The organism is Acidovorax sp. T1 (assembly GCF_002176815.1).
GTDB lineage: Bacteria > Pseudomonadota > Gammaproteobacteria > Burkholderiales > Burkholderiaceae_C > Acidovorax.
In genome coordinates, this window is record NZ_CP021648.1 from 3,576,817 (window position 1) to 3,601,174 (window position 24,358).

Below are 24,358 nucleotides of genomic sequence, written 5' to 3' on the forward strand. Positions count from 1 at the left end.
TTCTGGGCAATCGCCGACAGCTATTATTAAGATAGCATTCAAGCCATTCCATCGTTATTTTTCACGGCCACGCGCAAAAAAGCTCAAGCCTGGGCGCATGGCCATCCCCTACAGTGACAGCCATGAATACTGCCGCCGCCCCCACCGCAGCCCTGTCCGAGCGCGCCGCACGCCAGGCCGAAGTTGTCCAGTCCCTGGGCCGTGTGCTGCCCGCACACGCACTGCTCTGGCACACCGAAGACACCACGCCCTACGAATGCGACGGCCTCACCGCCTACCGCCAGCGCCCGCTGGTGGTGTGCCTGCCCGAGACCGAGACGCAAGTCCAGGCCGTGCTGCAGGTGTGCCACCAGCTGCAGGTGCCCGTGGTGGCACGCGGCGCGGGCACAGGCCTGTCCGGCGGCGCCATGCCCCACGCCATGGGTGTGACGATGTCACTGGCCAAGTTCAACCGCATCCTCGACATCAACCCCGAAAGCCGCACGGCCGTGGTGCAGTGTGGTGTGCGCAACCTGGCCATCAGCGAGGCGGCAGCGCCGTATGGCCTGTACTACGCGCCGGACCCCAGCAGCCAGATCGCCTGCACCATCGGCGGCAACGTGGCCGAGAACTCGGGCGGCGTGCACTGCCTCAAATACGGCCTCACGGTGCACAACGTGCTCAAGGTGCGCGGCTTCACGGTGGAGGGCGAACCCGTCGAATTCGGCAGCGAAGCACTGGACGCCCCCGGCTACGACCTGCTGGCCGCCGTGATCGGCAGCGAGGGCATGCTGGCCGTCACCACCGAGGTCACCGTCAAGCTGATCCCCAAGCCCCAGCTCGCGCGCTGCATCATGGCCAGCTTTGACGACGTGCGCAAAGCCGGCGACGCGGTGGCCGCCGTGATCGCCGCCGGCATCATCCCCGCTGGCCTGGAGATGATGGACAAACCCATGACCGCCGCCGTGGAAGATTTTGTCCACGCGGGCTACGACCTGTCGGCCGAGGCCATCCTGCTGTGCGAAAGCGACGGCACGCCCGAAGAGGTGGAAGAAGAAATTGGCCGCATGAGCGACGTGCTGCGCGCCGCCGGCGCCACCGCCATCTCGGTCAGCCGCGATGAGGCCGAACGCCTGCGCTTTTGGAGCGGCCGCAAAAACGCCTTCCCGGCCAGCGGCCGCATCAGCCCCGACTACATGTGCATGGACTCGACCATCCCGCGCAAGCGCCTGGCCGACATCCTGCTGGCCATCCAGGCGATGGAGAAAAAGTACCAGCTGCGCTGCGCCAACGTCTTCCACGCGGGCGATGGCAACCTGCATCCGCTGATCTTGTTCGACGCCAACGATGCCGACCAGCTGCACCGCTGCGAGCTGTTTGGCGCGGACATCCTGGAGACCAGCGTGGCCATGGGGGGCACGGTGACGGGCGAGCACGGGGTGGGGGTGGAGAAGCTCAACAGCATGTGCGTGCAGTTCTCGGCGGAAGAGAACGCGCAGATGTTGGGGCTCAAGCATGCGTTCGATCCAGCGGGGCTGTTGAACCCCGGCAAGGTGATTCCTACGCTGAACCGCTGTGCGGAATACGGGAAGATGCTGGTGCGCGGCGGGCAGATCAGCCATCCGGAGTTGCCGAGGTTTTGAGGGTGGCGCCGTTTTTGCGAGGAATTGGCTGCTGGTGCTTATCTACCAAGCAAAAACCACGAATTCACCCCTGAGCCAACCACTCCCGAAACACCCCCGCCCGCCCAAAATGCCCACACCCGATGAACGGCACCGGCGGACGCAACGCCGACAGCGGCGAGGGATGGTTGGCACACAACACCCGGTGCCCGCGATCACCAGGAATGACCACCCGCTTGGTTTGCGCATGCGCGCCCCACAGCATGAACACCACCGGGCGCGGCCCTTCGGCCACCTGGCGGATGACGGCATCGGTCAGCACCTCCCAGCCCTTGCCCGCGTGGCTGGCGGGCTGGCCCTCTTCCACGGTAAGGCAGGTATTGAGCAGCAGCACGCCATTACGCGCCCACCGCACCAGGCTGCCGCCAGGCTGCGGAAACGCAGGCGGTGGCGTGCCCAGGTCGCGCTGCAACTCCTTGAAAATGTTGCGCAGCGACGGGGGCAGCGGCACGCCCGGCGCCACTGAAAACGCCAACCCCTCGGCCTGACCCCGGCCGTGGTAGGGGTCCTGGCCCAGGATGACCACGCGCACCGCTTCGGGCGGCGTCAACTCCAGTGCGCGCAGCGGGCGCGGGGGAAAGATGGTGGCGCCGGCGTCCAGCCGCGCTTGCAGAAATGACCGCAGCTTCTGGCCGGACGCGCTGGCAAAAAACCCATCCACCAGCGGCTGCCAGCCCGGTGCCACAGGCCAGTCGGCGGGGTCGGCACCCTGCAATTGCGCAGGGGCGGTCGCTGGGTCGGCAAACAGGTCATTCATAGTCAAAATGGCCTCCAGCGCTTATACAGAAAGCGCAAGCAGCTATCAATTTTGATATTCAGGCAAACAGCTTGGCCAGCGCCAGACCCGGATCTTCCGCACGCATGAACGCCTCGCCCACGAGAAAGGCGTGCACGCCGGCGTCGCGCATCGTCTTCACGTCCACAGGCGTGAGGATGCCCGACTCGGTGACCAGCAAGCGGTCGGCCGGCACATCCTTGAGCATGCCCAGCGTGGTCTGCAGCGTCACCTCGAAGGTGCGCAGGTTGCGGTTGTTAATGCCGACCAGCGGGGTCTTGAGCTTCAAGGCGCGCTCCAGCTCGGGGCGGTCATGCACTTCCACCAGCACGGCCATGTCGAGGCTGCGGGCAATGACTTCGAAGTCGGCCATCTGCGCATCATCGAGGCAGGCGGCGATCAGCAAAATCGCGTCGGCGCCCATGGCGCGCGCTTCGTACACCTGGTAGGCGTCCACCAAAAAATCCTTGCGCAGCACCGGCAGCTGGCAGCTGGCCCGCGCCTGCTTGAGGTAGTCCACGCTGCCCTGAAAGAACTGCTTGTCGGTCAGCACCGACAGGCAGGCCGCACTGACGGTGCCATCGCCATCGGCGTAGCTTTGGGCGATGTCGGCGGGGATGAAATTGGCGCGGATCACGCCCTTGCTCGGGCTGGCTTTCTTGACCTCGGCAATCACCGCGGCCTGGCCCTTGGCGATTTTGGCGCGCAGCGCGCCTTCGAAGTCGCGGGTGAGCACGCGGCTCTCGGCGTCGGCGCGCATGGCGGCCAGGGGCATGCGCTTTTGTGCGGCGGCAACTTCTTCGTGCTTGACCGCGACGATTTTGTTCAGGATGTCACTCATGGTTCGAACCTCGCAACGGTTTAAGCGGCCAGCGCATGGGTGCGGGTGACCAGCTCGCCCAGCTTGGCCTTGGCGGCGCCGCTGTCGATGGCCTGCTGCGCACGCGAGAGGCCCGCGGCGATGCTGTCCACCACGTTGGCCGCATACAGCGCGGCGCCTGCGTTCAGGCAGACCACGTCGCGGGCGGGGCCGGGCTTGCCGTCCAGCACATCCAGCACGATGGCGCGCGACTGCTCGGGGTTTTCGACGCGCAGCTGGCGGGTGCTGGTCATGGCCAGGCCAAAGTCTTCGGGGTGCACTTCGTATTCGCGGATGGCGCCGTCCTTGAGCTCGCCCACCAGGGTGGAGGCACCCAGGCTGATTTCGTCCAGACCGTCGCGCCCATAGATCACCAGGGCGTGCTGCGCACCGAGGCGCTGCAGGGCGCGCACCTGGATGCCGACCAGGTCTTCGTGGAACACGCCCATGAGGATATTGGGGGCGCCCGCCGGGTTGGTCAGCGGCCCCAGGATGTTGAAGAGGGTGCGCACGCCCAGTTCCTTGCGCACGGGCGCCACGTTCTTCATGGCCGGGTGGTGGTTGGGCGCGAACATGAAGCCGATGCCCACCTCGGCAATGCACTGGGCAATGGCTTCGGGCGACAGGTTGATGTGCACGCCCAGGGCTTCCATGGCGTCGGCGCTGCCGCTTTTGCTGCTGACGCTGCGCCCGCCATGCTTGCTGACCTTGCCGCCCGCCGCCGCGATGACAAAGGTGGCGCAGGTGGAGATGTTGAAGGTGTTGGCGCCGTCGCCGCCCGTGCCCACGATATCGACCATGTGCGTGGTGTCGGGCACATGCACCTGGGTGGAAAACTCGCGCATCACCTGCGCGGCGGCGGTGATCTCGCCGATGGTTTCCTTTTTCACGCGCAGGCCGGTCACGATGGCGGCCGTCATGACGGGCGAGAGCTCGCCGCGCATGATCAGGCGCATCAGGTGCAGCATCTCGTCGTGGAAAATTTCGCGGTGTTCGATGGTGCGCTGCAGCGCTTCCTGGGGGGTGATGGGCATGGTGTTCTTTCCGGTGTGCGTTTTCAATGAAATTGGCCGAAAGCCCAATACAGGCAAGCGGCAACAGCTATCTAAAAAATAGCAATCAAGCCGCCTGCTCCAGAAAATTGCGCAGCATGGCGTGGCCGTGCTCGGTGAGGATGCTCTCGGGGTGGAACTGCACGCCTTCAATCGGCAGCGTCTTGTGGCGCACGCCCATGATCTCGCCGTCCTCCGTCCAGGCGGTGATTTCCAGCACCTCGGGGCAGGTGGCGCGCTCGATGGCCAGCGAGTGGTAGCGGTTCACCGTGAACTGCGCGGGCAACCCGGCAAACACGCCTTTTTGCGTGGTGGTGATGACGCTGGTCTTGCCGTGCATGAGCTCTTGGGCCCGCACGATGCTGCCGCCAAACGCCGCGCCAATGGCCTGGTGGCCCAGGCACACGCCCAAAATGGGCAGCTTGCCGGCAAAGTGCTGGATGGCAGCCACCGAGATACCGGCCTCTGCGGGCGAGCAGGGGCCGGGCGAGATCACGAGGCGATCGAGCTGGCCGGCGTTCAGGCGCGCTTCGATCTCGGCCACGGTGATTTCGTCGTTGCGGAACACCTCCACCTGCGCGCCGAGTTCGCCGAAATACTGGACGATGTTGTAGGTGAAGCTGTCGTAGTTGTCGACCATCAGGAGTCTCATGATTCTAAGTCCTTGATTTCATTAATGTTTTCCATTACACACAACCTCCATTACCCACTTTATTACACACATCGACAGTTGATTGCGATGGACGAAGCGCGAGCATGTGCTGGCTCAAGGTAGCAAGGGCTCCTGAGAGATGTCTTGGCGTGCGCCAGTGCGGTGTACTGACGCAGCGACGGCGCCCGCATGCCAGGGCCAAGTGCTGAGACTGGGCGGACAGACCTACCCCTCGCGGCGACACAGCGCGCGGGGCATCAGTTCTACGACGGGGCTGGGGTGCCAAGGGCATCGGGCAATCTCCTCAAATCTTGGAGCCGCCGTGCCGGGGAGCCTTCTTGAAACCTTGCCTGCCGGTACGGCGGCAAGGTGCGGTCAAGACCGCAACGACATGCCGCTTCCTATTGGAAGCGCCACCACAGAGCGATGTTGGTCGAAGCGGTACGGGTCATGGACAGACCAAAGTGTTGAATTTAAAAGCCAGAACTCGGCCCGAGTACACCCGAACGGAATTCCAAAGTAAGCCTGGGGAATTTTACCATGAGCATGTTAGGCAAAGCCACTTCCTGGAATGCCAGGGCATTCATCACCCCGCCCATCTACCTCGGACCGGACGACAACACTTCCAGTCTCGAAACCAGAGAGCAAGTAGACCAACTGCTACGGACTTGTGAGCATCGAATCTCAGGTTGGCAGTCATCTGGACCTGCGCGGGTGATGCTATATCGCTATATCAGCATCCGGGGCAGATATGACACCGCCGGATTTTCTCTGCCGACCCTAGGTCCCGGAGAACAGAAGCCGTTGATCGCAGCTTCTGAAACCATCGCCGTATCAGACCATACCAAATCGGTTTTGCGGGGAACAGCGCAGCGCATGACGCTGGTACCGTGAGCGCCAATATCGAGCTTTCGTCCTCATCGCTCGATGGGCCGGCAACCGATCGATTCTTGCACAACGAGCAAGACGAGGCCACCTACAGCGGACGCCAAACCAATCACCTCGCCCGTCTACGTTCAGGGCATCTTCCCAGGCACCCGCGGAAGGTCATAACGACACAGCAGCCCTTGGCAGGGCAAGAAAGGAGCCGGTGATGTAGCGCTTCCGAAAGGAGACGAAGACATGCACAAGGACATTCCAACATCGAAGGTGTTCTATCGTCCCATCGAGGCTGCCATACGGTGGGCCGGGTTGCTGCGGTACCTGCCGATGATCCTGGCTGCGATCGCGTCACCGCGCTTCCTGCCTCCATCGTTGAATTGCCCGCGATGGAATGAGTGCCGGCTGTACTCGGAGCGTATCTATGACGGCATCCTCAACGGGGAGCTGCCCTACGGCCAGAACGGCATCACGCTCAATGATCCGAAGCTGCTGCAGTCGCCGGATCTGACCGTTCGCCATGTCGATCTGAAGCGCTGGATGCGCAACCACTATCCCGAGCACCGGCCAGGATTCCTGTTCAGCCGTGGCGAACGCATGGCGCATCCTTTTATCACCTTGGAAACAGGACAGGCGATCCTGATCGAGCGACTGGCCCTTCAGGCGGCCCTGGAGCATGCGCGTCGCCAGATGCAGGAATTGCAGGAGCAGCGCGACACCTTGCTCAAGCAGTCCACCGCGCTGCTGGCTTCCAAGCAATGCGAGATCAGCGAGCGAGCGGAGACGACGTATCTCAACATCATCGGCGGGATGCTGACGCTGATGCTGGGCCAGTCCCCTTCGGGTGTGCCCTATTCCAGCTTCAAAACACAGGAGGCACTCGTCTCGGCATTGGTCGCCCACTTCGGCGGCACCATGGGCATCACGGAGCGAACCTTGAACGGCAAGTTCGCCAACGCCAGGAAGTACGTCCGTAGCGCAAGCGCATGAGGTTTTTCCAGCTTGTATGTGCAACCGCGGAGATTGCATTTGCAATGTCTTTCCGCAGCCAGGTCTATTGAATAAAGGTCACGCCAACAAACGCCACCGAGCGTTCAGGAGTGACCGCCATGTCGCAGCCCCCTGTACTCCCGCCGAACGAGCGCCGCATCCTGCGGCTCGATGAAGTCGAAGCCAAGTCCGGCTTCAAACGCGCCCACATTTACAACCTGATGAAGAAGCGCCAGTTTCCCCAGGCGCTGCGCCTGGGCGTGCGCGCCGTCGGCTGGGATTCGATCGAAATCGACCAGTGGATCGCCGAGCGCCTCAACCACCGGACCTGACCCGTTCTCCCGCGGACTTCCCATTCCCAGCCGGAGAGCGCCATGCAGGTCGTATCCATCATTTCAACGAAGGGCGGCGTCGGCAAGACCACGACGGCCGCCAACCTGGGCGGGCTCGCCGCGGACGCGGGCCTGCGCGTGCTGCTGCTCGATCTCGACGTGCAGCCCACCTTGTCCTCCTACTACGAACTGACCCAGCGCGCGCCGGGCGGCATCTATGAGCTGTTGGCCTTCAACGAGCGCGACCTTGGCCAGCTCGTGTCCCGCACGATCATCGCGGGCCTGGACCTGGTGCTGTCCAACGACCACCGGGGCGAGCTGAACACCTTATTGCTGCATGCGCCGGATGGCCGCCTGCGGCTGCGGCATCTGCTGCCAGCACTTGCTCCCCTCTACGACCTGGTGCTGATCGACACCCAGGGCGCGCGTTCCGTGCTGCTGGAGATGGCGGTGCTCGCCTCCGACCTTGCGCTGTCGCCCGTCACGCCGGAAATCCTCGCGGCCCGGGAGCTTCGACGCGGCACCATGCAGTTGCTCGAAGACATCGCGCCGTACCGGCACCTGGGCATCGAACCGCCGCCGCTGCACCTGCTCATCAACCGCGTCCACCCGGTGTCGGCGAACGCCCGACTGATCCAGCAGGCCCTGCGCGACCTGTTCCAAGACCATGCCGGCATCCGCGTGCTCGCCACCGACGTGCCAGCCATCGAAGCCTATCCGCGCGCCGCGACGCGCGGCCTGCCGGTGCATCGGGTCGAGCACCGCCAGCCGCCCGGCAGGGTCGCGCCGGCCTCGCTCGACACGATGCGCGCGCTCGCAAGCGAGCTGTTCCCGCAATGGCAGGACAGATTTGCCGCAATGTCCGGTCGCCCGCCACGTCCTCTTGATGCCGGGAGGTCCCATGGCGAACGCACATGAACTGGCCCGCGGCCACAAGCGGCTGCGCGCGCTGATCGAGTTCGCGGTCGGTGAAGGCTGGCACGTCAAGCGCACGCCGGGCGGGCACCTCAAGTTCACCAAGGCCGGCTGCGCGGCGATCTACACCAGTTCGACCGCGAGCGACCACCGGGCCGAATTGAACGCCCGTGCGCAGATCCGCCGCGCCGAGCGAGAGGCCCGCATGGCGCCGGCCGGCGGTCGTGGGGACTGCGAGGGGTGCGGCCATGGCTGACATGACCTCGCAGGACATGGCCGGCAAGCTGCTCGCGGCCGGCTTCGAGCGCAGCGGCCCAGCGGCTACGGCCTTGAGCGACCCGATCGCGGACACGCCCATGGTCGTGACGCTGGACCAGCTGCGGCCCTACGACCATGACCCGCGCATGAAGCGCAACCCCGCCTACGAGGAAATCAAGGCGTCCATCCGCGAGCGCGGCCTGGACGCGGCGCCAGCCATCACCCGCCGGCCCGGCGAGGACCACTACATCATCCGCAACGGCGGCAACACGCGGCTGGCGATCCTGCGCGAACTCTGGTCGGAGACCAAGGACGAACGCTTCTTCCGCATATCGTGCCTGTTTCGGCCATGGCCGGAGCGCGGTGAAATCGTCGCGCTGACCGGGCATCTTGCCGAGAACGAACTGCGCGGTGGCCTCACGTTCATCGAGCGCGCGCTCGGCGTCGAGAAAGCACGCGAGTTCTACGAGCAGGAGAGTAGCGCCGCCCTGAGCCAGTCGGAACTGGCCCGCCGCCTGGCGGCCGATGGGTTCCCCGTCCAGCGGTCGCACATCACCCGCATGGCCGACGCGGTGCGCTACCTGCTGCCCGCCATTCCCACTGTGCTCTATGGCGGCCTGGGGCGCCACCAGGTCGAGCGGCTGTCGGTCATGCGGACGGCCTGCAAGCGCACCTGGGAGCACTATGCCAAGGACCGCACGCTGCCGCTGGACTTCGACAGCTTCTTTCAGGAGGTGCTGGCGCAGTTCGACACGCAGGGCGACGAGTTCGCGCCGCAGCGCGTGCAGGACGAGCTGATCGGCCAGATGTCCGAGCTGCTGGGCATCGGCTACGACGTGTTGGCGCTGGACCTGACCGAATCGGAAAGCCGCCACCGGGCGCTGGTCAGTGACCCGACGCCACCTGCGGCGCCGCCGGCGTTGCCTTCGCCCACCGCCGGCACGCCGCCTCCCCCGGGCGTAGCATCGTCCATCGCCAAGCCTGCAGCGGCGGCCAGTCCTCCACCCGCCAGCCCTCCGGCGTCCGAGCCCACCTTGCGCGAGGATACGGCCCGAGAGACGACAACGGAAAGCCCCACGGCCGCACCAGGCGATCTGCTTCTCGAGCACATCGTCTCGCCGGCACCGACGACCGAACGGCTGCAGTCGATCCAGCGCATGGTTGCCGACCAGTTGGGCGATGCGCTGCCGCCCGACTTCTCGGCGAGCGTGCTGCAGTCCATCCCGGTGCAAGCCGGCGGGCTCTATCCGATCTCCGACGTCTGGTACATCGACGCCGGCCTGGACACGCCCGATCGGCTGCGCATCCACATCGCGCAGTTCGCGCGCGAGATCGCCGGGGAGGCAGCCCTGGACGAGTGCATCGAGGATCGCTCCGATGGCATCGGCTTCGTTTGCTGCGCGCCCGCCCATGCACCATCGCCGCTCGGCCGGGCGGTGCTGGCGCTGCTCATCACTCTGACGGGTCAGCCCACTGCTGAAGCGGGCGTGGATGGCGCGCAGCTCGCCGCCGACTTGCCAGCACTGCTGCACGGCCAGGGTCAACACCACGGCGACTGCACAAGGCGCTTGAGCGACACGGCGTTGGTCAAGCTATTTCGGCTGCTCCGCCTGGCCCGGCGTCTGCTGGACCTGGAAGCCGGCACCACGGCGCCCGGGACGTGAGCGAGGGAGGCCGCATGTCCACATCGCATCCGCTCAACCAGGCCGTGATTGCCCAGGCGCTGTATGACCTTCGCAACGGCCAACTGCGCCGCTGCAAGGCCATGGGCTTCGGCGAGGCCGAGCTGGATGCGCTCAAGCACCCCGCGCTGATCAGCGTGCTGGCCAACGCCAGCGTCTCGTGGTGCTCGGTCACGGTCAACCGCGAAGTGCTGCAGCGCCTGCTCAACCAGGCACAGGACGTGGAGAAGGAAATCGCCACGGTCGATCGCATGCTGCGGCTGGGGGCCAGCACGGAGATGGTCAGCCGCTTCTATGGCCTGACCCATCAGGAAGTCGCCCTGCGGCGGGAGATCCTCGGCCTGCCCAAGCGCAAGGGGCGCCACCCCGTCCTGGACGAGACCCAGGACACCGAACTTTGGCGGCAATGGAAAGCCGTGACCAGCAGCAGGAACGTCGATCTGGAGGATGAGACCTCGATTCTCGATGCGGCCATGGACCTGGCCGAGGGCATGTCACTGCCGCTCTCGGTGGTCTGGGCCGCGATCAGGAACTGGGTCGATCAGGGATTGGACTAGGCCATGGCCGTGGACGACACCGCCCCACGAGCCCCGCGTCAAGGCCCCATCGCACTCGCCGACCTGTTCGACGCTGCGCTGAAGGACCTCACGCCCAATCCAAATCCCCGCGCGCCAGCGCCCATGGCAGTGCCCACGCCTGCGGCGTCCGGCGACGCCTTCCTATTCAGTGGCAATCGGCACGAGAGCGTGCCGCGGCGGCTGTTCGTCGACCGCCGCCTGACACCGCTGGAGCGCAACGCCTGGCAGGTGTTCCGGCTGATGCTCAACGACGACGGCGTCACGACGTTCCCGACCTATGAGCAGTTGCGCCCATGGCTGGCGTCCATGCCCTGCGCGGGACAAGCCTCCCACGAGACCGTCGCGCGGGCGCTGACGCTGCTGCGCCTGACGCGCTGGCTGAGCCTCGTGCGACGACGGCGCGACCCCAAGACCGGCCGCATCCTCGGAAACCTCTACGTCCTGCACGACGAACCCCTGACACTGTTCGAGGCCATGCAGCTCGACGCCGACTACCTGGCCCTGGTCAGCCAGTCGCTGGGGCATTCCGCCAAGGCCGTCCAGGTGGTGGGACTCAACACCCTCCAGGAGATCGCGGACGACCCGATGTTGTCCGGACGCACCTTGCCGTCGCGGCTGCAAGTGCTCGCCGAGCGCCTGGCCGACCAGGGCATCACCGCCACCGCAAGTTATCCACAGGAGGATGCGATCCACGATTCCGAAGAAGGGCCCGCCAGCCTTCTTCGGAATGGCGAACGCCCTTCTTCGGAATCCGAAGCAGGGCCGAAACCCGCGCCAGACGGCGCTCTTCGGAATCCGAAGCAGGACCGTACAGTACGTAGTAGTCGTATTGATGAAGTACGTACTACCGCGCAGGCGCGCGCGCTGGGCGACCTGCAATGGCCCAAGCGTTTCGCGGAACTGAAGGCGGAACAGCAAGCCGGCGCCAGGATGGCGTTGCAGCAAGTGGACGCTGCCCTGCGGCAGGCTGTGCTGGACGAGTGGGCCGCACGGTGCGGCAAGCATGGCATCCGCAACCCCGCCGGGTACCTGTTCGGCATCATCCAGCGCGCCATGCGCGGCGAGTTCAATGCGTGGGCCAAGCAGACCAGCCCGGCAGCGCCAACACCATCGGCGGCGCGAGCGCCACCGCCCGAGCCGCCGCGCAACGTCGTGCCGCCCGCGGTGGCCCGGCAGCACATCGAGCGCCTGCGCGATCTGCTGCGCAAATCCTGAGCGCAGGGCCTGGCAAGGCCATGAAGCAGACCTCCTTGGCGGTCGGCAGAAACGGTCCCCAGGGGACGGCTGTGTGGTGAAACGCCGGACGACGGCGCGACATGCTGCGCAAAACCTGAGTAGAGCGCCTGCAAGACCATGAAGCAGACCTCCATGGCGCTCAACGGAACGGTCCACTGGGGACGGCTGCGCGGCGAAGGATCGTGTCGAACGGCAGCGCGACGTGCGGTGCAGTACGCATACCGTCAACGACCGAGGCACGGAGCGCCAACGTGAATGCTCCGGCCTCCAAGGGACCGTTGCGCGCTGCGCCGCCAGCGCGCATAGAACCGGGGGCCGGCTCATTTCGGTTTGTTGACTGACTGCCTTCCGCTGCATGCGGATGCTGGCGGCTCCCTGTCCAACTGCGAGCGCTCACCATGGCAACCAGCAACGAACCATTGCAACTCAACCTCGGCTCCCTGCGCAGCGCGATGTCGCTGACGCTGCACACGCATCACGCTTCCCGCATCTGGCACGGCCGCGCCGCCGCCGAAGGGCGACCCGGCATCGTCGGCCTGAACGGCTACATCGCGGTGATGAATAAGATGAAGCGCGGCTCGGAGCAGGACGACCCCTACAGCGACTGGTGGATGCTGCGCATCGAGGACAAGCTCGACCAGACCAGGACCACGCTGCAGACCTTGCGCAAACAAGTGGACCAGGCACTGGCGGGCGTGCCTGCGGCATTGAGCCTGGGCGAGAACCTCAACGTGCAGCCCGTCAAGCTGCCGCTGTTCGTCAATGCGCAGTTGGGCTTTGCCGCCGTCTATCTCCTGGCCGACTACGACGACATCGCGCGCAAGCTGATCCTCGCCCACCACACCGCGCTGATCGACCGCAGCACTTTGGAGCGCTGGCTCAACGAGGGCGCGCACGCGCTGCGCAGCCTGTTCTCGCTGGCCCAGCAGTACCGCTACTCGGGCTGCACCCGCGACGATTTCGCGGCGAAGAATGCCGCAGCGCGGGTCGCGCTGGAGAAGTTCGGCGAGTTGCCGCAGGACGTCCTCGAAGGCACGCGCCGCTCGACGTTTGCGCCACCCATGGTGCGCCGTGGTCTGCAACAGCGCGGTGAGAATCCTGCCGCAGCCGCTACCAGCGTCGATGGTGATGCGGCCGCTGCTGCCGACCCGTCCGAAGGCGCAGCCACTGCCGGCGAGGACGAATCCGCATGAGCGATCTGAACCAGCCGACCCGCTACTTCCGGGGCCTGCAACAGGGAGCCTTCATGCGCCTGGAACACGCGGCCTCTCTAAAAGGCCTTTTAAAGCCTTTTAAAGGTAAAGGGGACTTGGAGGCCTGGGCCAGCCAGTGCTTCGCCATGCGCGACGAGTTGATCGGCCTGGCGCAGCGACAAGTGCTGCAACAGGCCGGTGGGCATCCCTTCCATCTGCTGCCCGTGGAACTGGCCCAGCAGACCACTGGCGCGGGAACGACGTTCCTGCGCTGGCGCAGGAACGACCGCTCGGCCATGGGCGTGGCCCTGTGGCAGGAGCTGATGGCGAGCACCAGCACGCCGGTCAACCTGCTGGCCGACCTGCACGCGATCGAGCTGCAGCGCATCACGCTGAACATGCAGATCAGCCTGTTGCACACCCTGGGTAGGCAGGCCCAGGAGTGCGCCAGCAAGGCCGCCGAGGCGGAAGACGCCTACCTGCGCCGGCTCGCGTCCATACCCCCCGGAGTGCGCGATCGGTGATCGCGTCGGGCACCCCAGCACGCGCCCGACGCCGACATGGCACGGGTATTTCAACCACCAAGGAGATTGCACCATGAGCACGCATTTTTCGGGCGAAGGCAACATCGGCTCGCCCCCCGAGTACCGGGAGTTCCCCAACGGCAACGACGAACCGCGGCGCTTGTTGCGGCTGAACGTGTATTTCGACAACCCCGTTCCCACCAAGGGCGGTGACTTCGAGGACCGCGGCGGCTTCTGGGCGCCGGTGGAAATCTGGCACCGCGACGCCGCACACTGGAAGGACCTTTACCAGAAGGGCATGCGCGTGCTGGTCGTCGGCCGCATGGAGCGCGAACCCTGGACCGACAACGAGGATCAGCCGCGCGAGACCTGGCAGATCAACGCGCGCAGCGTCGGCATCCTGCCGTTCCGCATCGAGTCCGTCGTTCTGAGCCCCAAATCGCAGGAGACCGCACAGGACGCGCAGCCCAAGCCCCAGGCCGCCCAGGAACCGGCAGCGTCGAAGGAGCCCAAGCGCAGGAAGTGATCCGGCGTGGGGGCGGCCGCAGTACGTTGCCGCCCCCCATGTCCTCGCGAGCTATCCCCAGGGGATAGCTCCATCAGCGTCCACCGGCTTCCGCGCGCTCCCGAACATCGCGGCTCCCGGCTCGCACACCGCCGGCCGCACGCCATCCCGCCCAAGCCGTTCCATCGGCGTGAAAGCGGTCGCTGCCGCATGCAGCTTGTTTGCTGCTGCCCCAACAGGCGCTCGGCATCCTCGATCCCAGCAACTCCATGAACAACGGGAAGCGGATGGACGGACATGCGGCTGTTTCTGTGCGAGAAGCCCTCCCAGGGCAAAGACATCGGCCGGATTCTCGGCGCCACGCAGCGCGGTGAAGGCTGCCTCAACGCCTCCGGTGTCACGGTCACCTGGTGCATCGGCCATCTCGTCGAAGCGGCAGCACCCGAGGTCTATGACGCGGCGCTCAAGCGCTGGTCGCTGGAACAGCTGCCCATCATTCCCCAGCAGTGGCGGGTCGAGGTCAAGCCGAAGACCGCCACGCAATTCAAGGTCGTCAAAGCGCTTCTGGCGAAGGCGACCCAGCTTGTCATCGCCACTGACGCCGACCGCGAAGGCGAACTGATCGCACGCGAGATCATCGACCTGTGCGGCTACCGCGGTCCCATCGAACGCCTGTGGCTGTCGGCGCTCAACGATGCGTCCATCCGCACCGCGCTCGCCAAGCTGCGGCCCTCGGCCGAGACGCTGCCGATGTATTACTCGGCGCTGGCGCGCTCGCGCGCCGACTGGCTCGTGGGCATGAACCTCAGCCGGCTGTTCACCGTGCTCGGGCGGCAGGCCGGCTACGATGGCGTGCTGTCGGTCGGGCGTGTACAGACCCCGACGCTCAAACTCGTGGTGGACCGCGACCGAGAGATCGCGGCCTTCGTGTCCGTGCCGTACTGGGCCATCGACGTGTCGCTGTCCGCAGGCGGTCAGACGTTCACCGCGCAGTGGGTGGCACCCGATGCCAGCACCGACGACGCCGGCCGCTGCCTGCGGCAGCCCGTCGCACAGCAGGCCGCGCAGCAGATCCGCGCCGCGGGCAGTGCCCAGGTGGTGTCGGTCGAGACCGAGCGCGTGCGCGAAGGCCCGCCGCTGCTGTTCGACCTGGGCACCTTGCAGGAAGTCTGTTCCAAGCAGCTTGGGCTGGACGTGCAGGAAACCTTGGAGATCGCCCAGGCCCTGTACGAGACGCACAAGGCCACGACGTACCCGCGCTCGGATTCGGGCTACCTGCCCGAAAGCATGTTCGCCGAAGTGCCCACGGTCCTGGACAGCCTGCTCAAGACCGATCCCACGCTGGCCCAGATCATGGGCCAGCTCGACCGCACCCAGCGCTCGCGCGCCTGGAACGACGGCAAGGTGACGGCGCACCACGGCATCATCCCGACGCTCGAACCCGCGAATCTCTCCGCCATGAGCGAGAAGGAACGGGCGTTGTACCGGCTGATCCGGGCACATTACCTGGCCCAGTTCCTCCCGCACCACGAGTTCGACCGCACCGTGGCGGATCTCTCCTGCGGCCAGCAGAAGCTGGTGGCTACGGGCAAGCAGGTCGTCGCCCGCGGCTGGCGCCTGGTGCTGGCCGAGTCCGAACGTGAAGGCAGCGCCGATGAGGATGGCGACGCCCCCGTGCGCACCCAGGTGCTGCCTGCGCTGCGTGACGGGATGGCATGCCAGGTCGCCGGGGCCGACATCAAGGCCCTCAAGACGATGCCGCCCAAGCCCTATACCCAGGGCGAACTGGTCAAGGCGATGAAGGGCGTTGCGCGTTTCGTGACCGACCCGCGCCTGAAGCAGAAGCTCAAGGACACGACGGGCATCGGCACCGAGGCGACGCGGGCCAACATCATCAGCGGGCTGATCGCCCGCGGCTATATCGTGAAGAAGGGGCGCTCCATCCGCGCATCGGATGCGGCGTTCACGCTGATCGACGCCGTGCCCGCGGCGATTGCCGACCCCGGCACCACCGCCGTCTGGGAACAGGCGCTGGACATGATCGAGGGCGGACAACTCACCCTGGATGTGTTCATCGGCAAGCAGGCCGCCTGGATTTCGCAGTTGATCGCGCAATACGGCAGCACGTCCCTGTCCATCAAGGTTCCCCAAGGACCGGCTTGTCCGCAGTGCGGCGCACCCACGCGCCAGCGAACCGGCAAGAGCGGCCCGTTCTGGTCGTGCAGTCGCTACCCCGACTGCAAAGGCACGCTGCCGGTGGCAACCGGCACGTCCAGGCGTGGTGCCTCGCGTCCACGCCGTACCAGTGGCGGTGGCCGCAAAGGCGCCTGACCGCCCCCGTTCCCCGTGAGCCATGCCCGCCATCGGCGGCGTGGCCCGTGTCCCGCATGCCCTGCGGGACGCCCCAGCGCGCAACGCCTTCTTGCTCCGTGTGCGCGTCCCGTCCGGCCGGCCCCGGCCGCGGGACCTGAAGGTGGCTTCTCCGCGAACCGCACCCCGCGCGTTCTCCTCGTCTGCATTCCTTCCGCCGCTGCGAAGGGTCCCCCGATGGCTTGCCTGTGCGAGCCATCCGGAGACCCTTCGCGGTCAGCGGTATTCGGTGCCGGTGCCCGCCGGCGCAAAAACGGGCTCCCTTTGTGCGCGGATGTGCGCCAGACGATGCCGGCCCCAGCCACGACATGGGCCGGGTGTGATTGCTGGATGAGCAGACGGTTCTAGCGACGACCGGGCCTGCCAATCAGCCCACGGGTGGTTCTTCTTTCCTCCCGAGCCGAAGGCCCCTGGGGCCTTCGGCGCCTTTCTCCTGCCTTTCAACGCCCCGGCCAGGGCGATGGCCCTGCGCCACACGAACGGGAGACCCACATGACCGCCAACATTGCAATCCGCCTCACTACGCACCGCCGATGCACCGAACTGCAAGGCGATCGGCAATTCCATGGCCGTGCTGTGCGTCGCGTGGCTGGGGACGCCGGCTGGTGCAGTACCTGCACAAGACGGGATCGATCGCTTCGGATTGATGCAAGACGCGGCCGGCGGGTCGCGCGATCCTCCCTCCTGCATTGCCGACGCATCGGCAACAGCCAGCAGCCAGGGTGTCCAGACTGCCGTGGGTTCCGCCCACGCCACCCGCCAGTTCGCCCCGGCATCTCTCCGGCGAACGCTGCCCACCGGGCATCGATGCCACCTTCCTCCAACCCACGGGATGTATGCCGCGTCCCGTCAGGGGCGTGTCGTCAACCCGGTCGATATCAGGACTTCCCATGGACACCATCACCCGACAAGACCGCATCACCCTCAAGAACCTCAAGGTCGCGGATTTCGCGAGCGAGGAAACGCTGTGCTTCACCGCCACCGTCATGTTCGACGGCAGGCCCATCGCCGAAGCCCGCAACGACGGACACGGCGGCTCGACGTTCGTGCGCGCGTTGCAAGGCCAGGCCGCGCTGCTGGCCCAGGCCGAGGAATTCGCCAAGAGCCTGCCGCCGGCATCGCTCGACGTCGAACGCGAAGACGACGAGCCGCTTCTCATCGACATGACGCTCGACTTCCTAGTGGACCAATTGGCCGATGCCATGCACGCGGAGCGCAAGCTGCGCACCGCGTTCAACCGCGACATCGGCAACAAGGTGCTGTTCATCAAGGACGGCAGGCTGCTGTTCCTCAAGGGCATCAAGCTCAAGGCCATTGCCGACCGCGCAGCGTATTTCGCAAAGCTGCGCAGCCGACAGGACCAGCCCATCGTCATCCTGGCCGAGCTGCCAGCGGACGAGGCATTCGCCATCTGGAAGCAGCATGTCCTGGGCGACAAGCCCCGCTGATCCAGCCTCACCGCACCGTCATGACCGCCCCGCACTTGCTGCGGGGCTTTTCTTTGTCTCTGCGTACATCAATCGGGGCTGGACCAGATGCCGATTTCCAACTGACGTGGCGCGCCCCCCCCACGAAGCTGCCCGCATGCTCGCTGATTCGTCAGCACATGCCAGCAGCCAGGGTTTCAGGCTGCCGCGGGGTTCTCCCCGCGCAACCCACCAGTCCGCATCGCATCCATTGCGCGGACGCGCGTCGCCAAGACGCTGATGCTTTTTTTCAACCGCGTGCGGGAGCTGCCATCCCGTGAGGGACAGGGCCCCGCTTTTCCAAGGAGCCCATCCATGTCCCAGCAAGCCTCTTTCGGCCGATTCGGTCAATTGGCCTTGACCTACTGCGGCAAGTTCCTGCCGCTCGAAGTCCTGCACAGCGCCGCCGGCCACTACATCGGCACGCGCGATACCGAAGGTCCCGTTTCGCGGGAATCTCGTGAGTACTTCCGCAGCCATGCCGCGGCTCAACGTGCCCTCGAAAGAGGCGGCTGGTCCCAGCTCGCCGTTCCCTGATCCAACTGGAGGAATCACGTCATGAACCAGCTACTGCCGCAGGAAGTCGTCGATCAGATCGTTCGGGAAGAACGGCATTTCAGCGCCGCGCCCCAAGCCTTTTTCGAGGCATGGAAGCGTGGTGTCGAGATCGCCGGCCCGCAATGGTTTGGCGATGGCACCCGTGAAGGTCTGAACCAGGCCAAGAGCAAGTGGGATCTGCGCCCCGACATGCTGCGCCTCAACGACGCCCTCGGCGTCCTGAGCAGCGGGGAACGCATGTTCCTGTCCGCGATGGTCAGCTTCTACAACGCGCGCGAGGGCGGTGCCATGCTCAAGCGCTGCCACTTCAACGGGTTGTCGGACTTCGACGGCCTCGATCTGCCTCGTCGCCAGGTGATCGCCGACCTCCTGCTGAACTACAGCGGTTGGTGAGCCGGTCCCCGGCACACCTTCATCACTGCGTTCACGCGACCCCATGAGGGACATGCGCCTCGCCCGAGGCCATGTCCCTCGCGTTTCTCCCCGCCCAGTGCCATCCGGCATCAGGCGGTTCCCCTGCGGATGCCATCGTCCGCAAGGGCTGGCTCCGTTCATTCATCGAAAGGAGCCTTCATGGCCAACAATTACTACGAAGCCACCGGCGTTCTCGTGCTCGACCGTGTGACGCCCGTCATCCAGGCGCTGTTCGGCGCCTTCGCGCTGGACGAGAGCCATCCCGGCAACGGGCAGGCCTACATCGCCCAGATCGCCGAGACCACCAATCCGCAATGGCCGGACGTGCTCGATGGCCTGGAAGACCTGGCCACGCAACTCGGCATTCCGATGCCGGACGACGAAGGGCTTTCGATCCCGCCGCTGCTCGAACTGCTCGCCGTGCACTTCGGTGCCGATGAGGACGAAGAGCTGGGGAACTTGATCGAGCGTCATTCGTTCGAGGACACCGCCGATCTCGACGCATTGTTTCTGATCGCCACCCGATTCGATGACGGCCACCACCTGACCGCCATCCAGTTCGAGGGATGCTGGTATTGCAGCAAGCCGCGGCTGTTCGAGTTCGGCGGCAACGGCTGCTACCTGAGCCGCGAGGTCCGCGTCATCAGTTCCTCCTCGCAGGCCCTCCAGCTCGGCGACCAACTGCGCAAGGCCATTGTGGCCGCCGACATCGAAGAGGCCTCGGCCCTGATTGCGCTGGAGACCATCAATCTGCTGGCGGGCGTCAGCGACGAGCCATTCCGCATGAATTTGCGCCGACGCGTCGCCGAGCGATTGGCCCAAACGCCAACGATCAGCGTCACCTGACGCTGTTTCCTTTCTTTCCACCCACCGGGGTCAATTCCCGGTGGCGGGGATTGGCTCCATCATTATTCTGTTGGAGAAATCCCATGTCCCAGAATCCCAATCCCTTTCTACGCGGCTACTGGAATCTGAAAATCGTCCGCACGCTGTCCATCAGCCACGAGGACGGAAGCCCGCATGTCTGGCGAAACATCCACCAGAGCCAAGAACACCTCTCCGATGAGGAGCTGGTTTCAGCATCCTGCATCGTCACCAGCGATTTCGCCGTAGTCAGCAATGGCCCAGACTCCGTGAGTGCCGAGGTGCTGGCCGAACGCGATGCCGGTGAAGGCGCCTACGGCGTGGTGGGTGCCGTGGTGTACGCGATCCACGGCGACGACTTCGACGGCCTCCCCGTCCACATTGGCGACACTTATTCGGCCGAGGCCGCACGGGAAGTCGTGCAGCGGTTGAGCTTCGAGACCGGCTACTACAGCCGGTGCTGGGAAATCAGCAGCGCGCACATCAGCCACGAAACCGGCCAGTACCTGGCCAACCTGGCTGACCTCGCGACGCCGGAAGCCTTTTTGTTCATTGCGTTCCGGGTTCCCTACAGCCCGGCGATCGGCGTCAAGCTGATTTCCACGCCCTGGACGGGCCAGCACCTGCAGGACGTCGAGGAGATCTCCGCCGAGCAGCTTCGGCAGGAGCACTGCAGCAAGGGCATGCCGGACGACCTGGCACAGATCCTTGCACTGGCCGGCCAGGCCGATGTGCGCATCCTCATTCTCGATGCCGACGCACCCGTGTTGCCGGGCCTGCCGTTGGCCGGCGAATAACTGCCAGACACATCCCCAGCCTACCTTTTCCTCACCGCATGCCGGCCCGTCTCCCGCCAGGGAGCCGGGCCGGTTCACTTTCATAGGAGCGATCCCATGTTCCCCGATCTCATCTCGCCCGTATCGGACTTCGAGCACCAGCTTGGAGCCTGCTTCAATGCCATGAGCCAGGACGATGCCATCGGCCAGATCCTGGTAGTCGAGCGCATGAGCGGCATGCTGCACATGCGCCATATCGCCAGCGCCGACCTGATGGACACCGACGTGGACGACTACGAAATGGTCATCTTCGACGGTGGCAACACAAGCGGGGACACGTGGAAGCACGTGTTCTTTCCGCGTCAGCGCGAGCACTACTTCGTGTACCAAGCCTGACCCCTCCGGCCCCTTTCGAGGGGCTTTTTCTTGTACGCAGCACAGGAATGCGGGCATGTTGCGGTGCCGTTTCCTGCGGGCAGGCCGACCACCCCGGGGCCATGCTTACCCCATGTCCGTCGGCGCTGCCGACACATGCCCAGGCAGTCGAGACCTTCGAGGCTGCAAGCACGGGAAACCGTGCTGGTCGTTTCTTCCTACGGACCTACCGCGTCCATCCACGCCACCCACAAGGGACCTCTCCCTTGCGGGCGGGGAATCCCTTGTTATTTCTCAAGGAGTTTCCCCATGGACCGTTCCCTCATCAAATCCATGATGCCTTCGCTGGTCGCAGGCCATGTGCCCCGTAACGTGCGATCGTTCAAGTACCGCGTGTTCGATGATCAGCCGCTGTCCTCAACGCTGGGCTTTGCCATCGACCCCCAACCCTTCGACGGCAAGGTGGTCGCTGCGACCGACGATGCCATCGTCGTCAAGCTCAAGCCTTCCGAGTTCGCGGTGCTCGATCCCAGCCTGGTGACCACGGTTCCTGCCGAAGGCGCCAAGGTGCATGTCCAACCCTATGCCCGTCGTCGCTTCGACGGACTGCGCGCGGACACGCCGGAGGTCATCACCGAGAAGACTTCGGACGGCACGCCGTACACCATCACGAGGCACATCCTCGGCTCGGCGCCGGCCAAGCTGCCCATTCCCACGCCGCAGTGCATGGAGTTGGGCCAGCTCATCGAGCAGTTGGAAGAGATGCCGGCCCCCGATCGCTTCCGGCGCATCACCCACATGCTGGTGGATGCCGGTGCCCGCGACTTCACCTGGGTCGATCCCACGCCCTCCAAGATCATCGAGACCCCGCCGGCGATCAGCTTCACGGTCTCGACCGCGAAGTTCGAGGGCCGGGTGACGATCCTCTACGACCGCGGCGGAGACACCTACGTGGTGGAACTGCACCGTCAGAACGGTGAATCGGTCGAACTGGTCGATCGGCACGACGAGGTGTATTTCGACATGCTCGGCGAAGTGCTGGAGCGGCTCATCGACGACGGGCGCTGGCGCCAGATCGACGTGAGCATCCTCGACGCGAAGGCGGCCCGTAAGCGCCAAGCCGTCCCGGCATGACGCCCCTCGGCTGACCCGAGGCACCCGCCACGGCGTTCCAGCCATTCCGGCCGCGTGACCTACAGGCCCTTCATCCCATCGGGTGGAGGGCCTTTCTCTTTTTTTAACACAGGAGATTTCATCCATGTCACTGCGATTCAAAGGCGCCGACCTGCGCCCCGTGCTGACCGAAGCCATCGCCAATCAGTGCCGCATCGTCCTGGTCAAGGACCAGGGCGTGTACTTCCTCGCCGAGCGTGGGGAGCGTCGCCCGGATGGACGCCAGCAACTGCTCGCCTACGCCGTCGGCTGCAACCCGGACACCGACCCGTTCGATGACTGGTGGCACCTCGCCGGCCGCGAGCTGGGTGGCGACGATTTTGCGGAGTATTTCGACCCGAAGGACGGCCTGTTCACGCGCCTCCTGCACTCGGCGGACGATCTCGTGCTGTCCGCCACCGCCACGCACCTGTCCTTGGCCGTGGTGCCTCCCGCCTGAAGCGGCAACCGCCGCGCAGCCCTCGCAGCCCCCGCACCGGGGGCTTTCTTTTGTTCGCACCGCGGCCATCGCCGCGCATGCGCGTTCGTCTCCAGCCGCCAAGGCACGCCCCGCGGGCCACAGCGCCGGCATGCCACCGGAGACGACCGCATGAACACATCATCGACCTCGCCGAGGCTGCACCTGCTGCCGGTGTCGCTGCGCACGGCCAACGTCTTCGTGCTGGCACACCATCACCGTCCGGTCCAGGCTGCGAAGTTCGCCCTGGCCGTCACGCTGGTCGACAGCGACCTGATCCGCGGCGTGGCCATCGTCGGCCGGCCGGTCGCGCGGCACCTGGACGATGGCTGGACGCGGGAAGTCACACGGCTGTGCACCGACAGCACACCCAACGCCTGCAGCAAGCTATACGGCGCGGCCTGGCAGGCGGCAAAGTCGCTGGGCTACATCCGCCTGATCACCTACACCTTACCCGACGAAGGCGGCGCCAGCCCGCGCGCCGCCGGCTGGCGGCTGATTGGCGCGCGCGGCGGCGGCGCCTGGAGCCGTCCCAGCCGCCCCCTCGCCGATACCCCGAGCACCTGCGCCGCCCCAAATGCCTGTGGCAGGCGCCGGGCGGCGCGGACAAAGGGAAGCACCCGGATGCCGATTGATTGCTGCCGCGCGCGCGAGGCCCGGCCATGCTGACCCCATGCCTGCTGACGTTGTCAGCGACATGCCAGGCAACCATCGGTCTTCGAGGTTGCGGCGCAGTTCCCACTGCGTGACCGAGCCAGCTCGCACCGCATCCATCCGCGAGCGGCCACCAGCCTCTGGTGGCGGATGCTTTCGCCTTATCAACCCACCGCGGGGTTACGCACCTTCCCCGCATGCGTGGGCCGGTGTGTCTCCGCTTCATCCCAATGGAGATTCACCATGAACACCACGTCCAACGAGAAATCGTATTTCGACCTCCACACCTCGGGCATCGGCTACGTCCAGCGTGTCCGTGAAGTGCCCGTCCGGGGCGGCCGCCGTGCGCAGCCTTTCCTTGCTTGCACCATCGCCGCGCTGGTCGGCCCCGCCCGGGACCCCAGCTACCGCTACTTCGACGTCAAGGTCTCGGGTGCCGAGGCCAAGAAGCTCGTTCAGCGCTACATCGGCGTTGACGATCCCAAGCAGCGCCCGCTGGTGCGATTTCGCCTCGGTGACCTGTGGGGCGATGCGTACATCCGCGACAAGGGTGAGCAGAAGGGTCAGGCCGCCGCGTCCCTCAAGGCGCGACTGCTCAAGGCCGAACTGATCGACCGGGCCGAACTGGCTTCGATCGAGCAGCACGAGCTGATCACCCGCGGCATCGGCTATCTCAATCGTGTGAAGGACGTCACCCCAAAGGCTGGCGACTCGTTCCTCTCTTGCACCGTCGCAGCACTGGCCGGGCCTGTCGATGAACCGGAGTATCGGTACTTCGACACCATCGTCGCCACCCCGGAAGCCGAGCATCTGGTTCGCCGGTGCGTTCAGGCCATCGAGGGTGACCGCAAGGTGCTGATCGCCTTCCGTCTGAACGACATGAAGATCGATCCGTACATCCGCACCAAGGGCGAGCACGCCGGGGAACCGGCCGCAAGCCTGGAATCGACGCTGGTCCACATCGGTCTGATCAAGATCGACGGCACCCAGGTCTATCCGACGAGCCAGGCGCAACCCGAGGCGCCGCCGGCCGAAGACGCATCCGCGTCCGAAGCCGACGACGCCATCGACACGGCCACCGAGCCCGCCGAGCGCGAGCCCGAGGCGCAAGTCGAGGAGCAGGAGCCGGCATTGGCTGCTTCGTTCTGATACGGCATGGC

General features: G+C 65.6%; 27 protein-coding genes. 23 read left to right on the forward strand and 4 right to left on the reverse strand.

Annotated features, from left to right (window positions below; genetic code table 11):
• Positions 1-122 precede the first annotated feature (122 nt).
• Positions 123-1,622, forward strand: coding sequence for an FAD-linked oxidase C-terminal domain-containing protein (locus tag CCX87_RS16620; RefSeq protein ID WP_087747794.1), 1,500 nt, complete (start codon positions 123-125; stop codon positions 1,620-1,622).
• Positions 1,623-1,686: 64 nt separating this feature from the next.
• On the opposite strand, the gene CCX87_RS16625 is transcribed toward CCX87_RS16620, so the two are convergent.
• The 4 genes from CCX87_RS16625 to CCX87_RS16640 form a co-directional block, all read right to left on the reverse strand.
• Positions 1,687-2,418 carry a uracil-DNA glycosylase gene (locus CCX87_RS16625; RefSeq protein WP_087747795.1) on the reverse strand — a complete coding sequence of 244 codons (732 nt, stop codon included), beginning with the start codon at positions 2,416-2,418 and terminating at the stop codon, positions 1,687-1,689.
• A 58-nt stretch (positions 2,419-2,476) separates the two neighbouring features.
• Positions 2,477-3,277 carry an indole-3-glycerol phosphate synthase TrpC gene (gene trpC, locus CCX87_RS16630; RefSeq protein WP_087747796.1) on the reverse strand — a complete coding sequence of 267 codons (801 nt, stop codon included), beginning with the start codon at positions 3,275-3,277 and terminating at the stop codon, positions 2,477-2,479.
• A gap of 20 nt (positions 3,278-3,297) precedes the next feature.
• Complete coding sequence (gene trpD / locus CCX87_RS16635) at positions 3,298-4,329, reverse strand: anthranilate phosphoribosyltransferase (protein ID WP_087748436.1); 1,032 nt, start codon at positions 4,327-4,329, stop codon at positions 3,298-3,300.
• 85 nt (positions 4,330-4,414) lie between these two features.
• Positions 4,415-4,999, reverse strand: coding sequence for an anthranilate synthase component II (locus CCX87_RS16640; protein ID WP_087747797.1), 585 nt, complete (start codon positions 4,997-4,999; stop codon positions 4,415-4,417).
• A gap of 540 nt (positions 5,000-5,539) precedes the next feature.
• On the opposite strand from CCX87_RS16640, the gene CCX87_RS20950 reads away from it, so the two are divergent.
• From CCX87_RS20950 to CCX87_RS16745, 22 genes are all read left to right on the forward strand, one after another.
• Entirely contained in the window at positions 5,540-5,893 is a 354-nt protein-coding gene (locus CCX87_RS20950; RefSeq protein ID WP_128457255.1) for a hypothetical protein, read from the forward strand.
• A 228-nt stretch (positions 5,894-6,121) separates the two neighbouring features.
• Positions 6,122-6,868 carry a hypothetical protein gene (locus tag CCX87_RS16645; RefSeq protein WP_003050429.1) on the forward strand — a complete coding sequence of 249 codons (747 nt, stop codon included), beginning with the start codon at positions 6,122-6,124 and terminating at the stop codon, positions 6,866-6,868.
• A gap of 119 nt (positions 6,869-6,987) precedes the next feature.
• The gene (locus tag CCX87_RS16650) at positions 6,988-7,200 is read left to right on the forward strand and encodes an AlpA family transcriptional regulator (RefSeq protein ID WP_003050427.1); all 213 of its coding nucleotides are present in this window, start codon (positions 6,988-6,990) and stop codon (positions 7,198-7,200) included.
• 42 nt (positions 7,201-7,242) lie between these two features.
• The gene (locus CCX87_RS16655) at positions 7,243-8,118 is read left to right on the forward strand and encodes a ParA family protein (RefSeq protein WP_003050424.1); all 876 of its coding nucleotides are present in this window, start codon (positions 7,243-7,245) and stop codon (positions 8,116-8,118) included.
• On the forward strand, positions 8,102-8,371 hold the full coding sequence (locus CCX87_RS16660) for a hypothetical protein (RefSeq protein ID WP_003050422.1): 270 nt from the start codon (positions 8,102-8,104) through the stop codon (positions 8,369-8,371). The genes CCX87_RS16655 and CCX87_RS16660 overlap by 17 nt, the downstream gene beginning before the upstream one ends.
• Entirely contained in the window at positions 8,364-10,037 is a 1,674-nt protein-coding gene (locus CCX87_RS16665; protein WP_003050404.1) for a ParB family protein, read from the forward strand. Before CCX87_RS16660 ends, CCX87_RS16665 begins: the two co-directional genes overlap by 8 nt.
• A gap of 14 nt (positions 10,038-10,051) precedes the next feature.
• Complete coding sequence (locus CCX87_RS16670) at positions 10,052-10,612, forward strand: DUF2857 domain-containing protein (RefSeq protein ID WP_003050401.1); 561 nt, start codon at positions 10,052-10,054, stop codon at positions 10,610-10,612.
• 3 nt (positions 10,613-10,615) lie between these two features.
• Complete coding sequence (locus CCX87_RS16675; RefSeq protein WP_003050398.1) at positions 10,616-11,848, forward strand: STY4528 family pathogenicity island replication protein; 1,233 nt, start codon at positions 10,616-10,618, stop codon at positions 11,846-11,848.
• A 419-nt stretch (positions 11,849-12,267) separates the two neighbouring features.
• Positions 12,268-13,062, forward strand: coding sequence for a PFL_4669 family integrating conjugative element protein (locus tag CCX87_RS16680; RefSeq protein WP_003050396.1), 795 nt, complete (start codon positions 12,268-12,270; stop codon positions 13,060-13,062).
• Positions 13,059-13,586 carry a DUF3158 family protein gene (locus tag CCX87_RS16685; protein ID WP_003050393.1) on the forward strand — a complete coding sequence of 176 codons (528 nt, stop codon included), beginning with the start codon at positions 13,059-13,061 and terminating at the stop codon, positions 13,584-13,586. Before CCX87_RS16680 ends, CCX87_RS16685 begins: the two co-directional genes overlap by 4 nt.
• A 73-nt stretch (positions 13,587-13,659) precedes the next feature.
• A complete protein-coding gene (locus tag CCX87_RS16690) occupies positions 13,660-14,112 on the forward strand; it encodes a single-stranded DNA-binding protein (protein ID WP_003050391.1) in 453 nt (150 codons plus the stop codon).
• A gap of 276 nt (positions 14,113-14,388) precedes the next feature.
• A complete protein-coding gene (locus CCX87_RS16695) occupies positions 14,389-16,422 on the forward strand; it encodes a DNA topoisomerase III (RefSeq protein WP_003050384.1) in 2,034 nt (677 codons plus the stop codon).
• Positions 16,423-17,351: 929 nt separating this feature from the next.
• Positions 17,352-17,909, forward strand: a complete 558-nt coding sequence (locus tag CCX87_RS16700) for a hypothetical protein (RefSeq protein WP_003050381.1) — start codon at positions 17,352-17,354, stop codon at positions 17,907-17,909.
• A 333-nt stretch (positions 17,910-18,242) separates the two neighbouring features.
• Positions 18,243-18,464, forward strand: a complete 222-nt coding sequence (locus CCX87_RS16705) for a hypothetical protein (protein ID WP_003050378.1) — start codon at positions 18,243-18,245, stop codon at positions 18,462-18,464.
• 21 nt (positions 18,465-18,485) lie between these two features.
• A complete protein-coding gene (locus CCX87_RS16710) occupies positions 18,486-18,878 on the forward strand; it encodes a hypothetical protein (protein WP_003050375.1) in 393 nt (130 codons plus the stop codon).
• A 180-nt stretch (positions 18,879-19,058) separates the two neighbouring features.
• Positions 19,059-19,745 (forward strand): hypothetical protein, encoded by a 687-nt coding sequence (locus CCX87_RS16715; RefSeq protein WP_003050366.1) that lies wholly within the window; start codon positions 19,059-19,061, stop codon positions 19,743-19,745.
• 83 nt (positions 19,746-19,828) lie between these two features.
• Positions 19,829-20,560, forward strand: a complete 732-nt coding sequence (locus CCX87_RS16720; protein ID WP_003050363.1) for a DUF5983 family protein — start codon at positions 19,829-19,831, stop codon at positions 20,558-20,560.
• Between the two features lie 96 nt (positions 20,561-20,656).
• Complete coding sequence (locus CCX87_RS16725) at positions 20,657-20,935, forward strand: hypothetical protein (RefSeq protein WP_003050361.1); 279 nt, start codon at positions 20,657-20,659, stop codon at positions 20,933-20,935.
• A gap of 288 nt (positions 20,936-21,223) precedes the next feature.
• A complete protein-coding gene (locus tag CCX87_RS16730) occupies positions 21,224-22,048 on the forward strand; it encodes a hypothetical protein (protein WP_003050359.1) in 825 nt (274 codons plus the stop codon).
• A 124-nt stretch (positions 22,049-22,172) separates the two neighbouring features.
• On the forward strand, positions 22,173-22,526 hold the full coding sequence (locus CCX87_RS16735; protein ID WP_003050357.1) for a DUF3085 domain-containing protein: 354 nt from the start codon (positions 22,173-22,175) through the stop codon (positions 22,524-22,526).
• A 150-nt stretch (positions 22,527-22,676) separates the two neighbouring features.
• Positions 22,677-23,213 carry an XF1762 family protein gene (locus tag CCX87_RS16740; RefSeq protein ID WP_003050355.1) on the forward strand — a complete coding sequence of 179 codons (537 nt, stop codon included), beginning with the start codon at positions 22,677-22,679 and terminating at the stop codon, positions 23,211-23,213.
• Between the two features lie 228 nt (positions 23,214-23,441).
• Positions 23,442-24,347, forward strand: coding sequence for a DUF3577 domain-containing protein (locus CCX87_RS16745; RefSeq protein ID WP_003050351.1), 906 nt, complete (start codon positions 23,442-23,444; stop codon positions 24,345-24,347).
• Positions 24,348-24,358 lie beyond the last annotated feature (11 nt).

Bases quoted from the DNA above. Each gene is read 5' to 3' on its own strand.
- CCX87_RS16620 (WP_087747794.1), top strand. From the start codon at position 123: ATGAATACTGCCGCCGCCCCCACCGCAGCCCTGTCCGAGCGCGCCGCA.
- CCX87_RS16625 (WP_087747795.1), bottom strand. From the start codon at position 2,418: ATGAATGACCTGTTTGCCGACCCAGCGACCGCCCCTGCGCAATTGCAG.
- trpC (WP_087747796.1), bottom strand. From the start codon at position 3,277: ATGAGTGACATCCTGAACAAAATCGTCGCGGTCAAGCACGAAGAAGTT.
- trpD (WP_087748436.1), bottom strand. From the start codon at position 4,329: ATGCCCATCACCCCCCAGGAAGCGCTGCAGCGCACCATCGAACACCGC.
- CCX87_RS16640 (WP_087747797.1), bottom strand. From the start codon at position 4,999: ATGAGACTCCTGATGGTCGACAACTACGACAGCTTCACCTACAACATC.
- CCX87_RS20950 (WP_128457255.1), top strand. From the start codon at position 5,540: ATGAGCATGTTAGGCAAAGCCACTTCCTGGAATGCCAGGGCATTCATC.
- CCX87_RS16645 (WP_003050429.1), top strand. From the start codon at position 6,122: ATGCACAAGGACATTCCAACATCGAAGGTGTTCTATCGTCCCATCGAG.
- CCX87_RS16650 (WP_003050427.1), top strand. From the start codon at position 6,988: ATGTCGCAGCCCCCTGTACTCCCGCCGAACGAGCGCCGCATCCTGCGG.
- CCX87_RS16655 (WP_003050424.1), top strand. From the start codon at position 7,243: ATGCAGGTCGTATCCATCATTTCAACGAAGGGCGGCGTCGGCAAGACC.
- CCX87_RS16660 (WP_003050422.1), top strand. From the start codon at position 8,102: ATGGCGAACGCACATGAACTGGCCCGCGGCCACAAGCGGCTGCGCGCG.
- CCX87_RS16665 (WP_003050404.1), top strand. From the start codon at position 8,364: ATGGCTGACATGACCTCGCAGGACATGGCCGGCAAGCTGCTCGCGGCC.
- CCX87_RS16670 (WP_003050401.1), top strand. From the start codon at position 10,052: ATGTCCACATCGCATCCGCTCAACCAGGCCGTGATTGCCCAGGCGCTG.
- CCX87_RS16675 (WP_003050398.1), top strand. From the start codon at position 10,616: ATGGCCGTGGACGACACCGCCCCACGAGCCCCGCGTCAAGGCCCCATC.
- CCX87_RS16680 (WP_003050396.1), top strand. From the start codon at position 12,268: ATGGCAACCAGCAACGAACCATTGCAACTCAACCTCGGCTCCCTGCGC.
- CCX87_RS16685 (WP_003050393.1), top strand. From the start codon at position 13,059: ATGAGCGATCTGAACCAGCCGACCCGCTACTTCCGGGGCCTGCAACAG.
- CCX87_RS16690 (WP_003050391.1), top strand. From the start codon at position 13,660: ATGAGCACGCATTTTTCGGGCGAAGGCAACATCGGCTCGCCCCCCGAG.
- CCX87_RS16695 (WP_003050384.1), top strand. From the start codon at position 14,389: ATGCGGCTGTTTCTGTGCGAGAAGCCCTCCCAGGGCAAAGACATCGGC.
- CCX87_RS16700 (WP_003050381.1), top strand. From the start codon at position 17,352: ATGGACACCATCACCCGACAAGACCGCATCACCCTCAAGAACCTCAAG.
- CCX87_RS16705 (WP_003050378.1), top strand. From the start codon at position 18,243: ATGTCCCAGCAAGCCTCTTTCGGCCGATTCGGTCAATTGGCCTTGACC.
- CCX87_RS16710 (WP_003050375.1), top strand. From the start codon at position 18,486: ATGAACCAGCTACTGCCGCAGGAAGTCGTCGATCAGATCGTTCGGGAA.
- CCX87_RS16715 (WP_003050366.1), top strand. From the start codon at position 19,059: ATGGCCAACAATTACTACGAAGCCACCGGCGTTCTCGTGCTCGACCGT.
- CCX87_RS16720 (WP_003050363.1), top strand. From the start codon at position 19,829: ATGTCCCAGAATCCCAATCCCTTTCTACGCGGCTACTGGAATCTGAAA.
- CCX87_RS16725 (WP_003050361.1), top strand. From the start codon at position 20,657: ATGTTCCCCGATCTCATCTCGCCCGTATCGGACTTCGAGCACCAGCTT.
- CCX87_RS16730 (WP_003050359.1), top strand. From the start codon at position 21,224: ATGGACCGTTCCCTCATCAAATCCATGATGCCTTCGCTGGTCGCAGGC.
- CCX87_RS16735 (WP_003050357.1), top strand. From the start codon at position 22,173: ATGTCACTGCGATTCAAAGGCGCCGACCTGCGCCCCGTGCTGACCGAA.
- CCX87_RS16740 (WP_003050355.1), top strand. From the start codon at position 22,677: ATGAACACATCATCGACCTCGCCGAGGCTGCACCTGCTGCCGGTGTCG.
- CCX87_RS16745 (WP_003050351.1), top strand. From the start codon at position 23,442: ATGAACACCACGTCCAACGAGAAATCGTATTTCGACCTCCACACCTCG.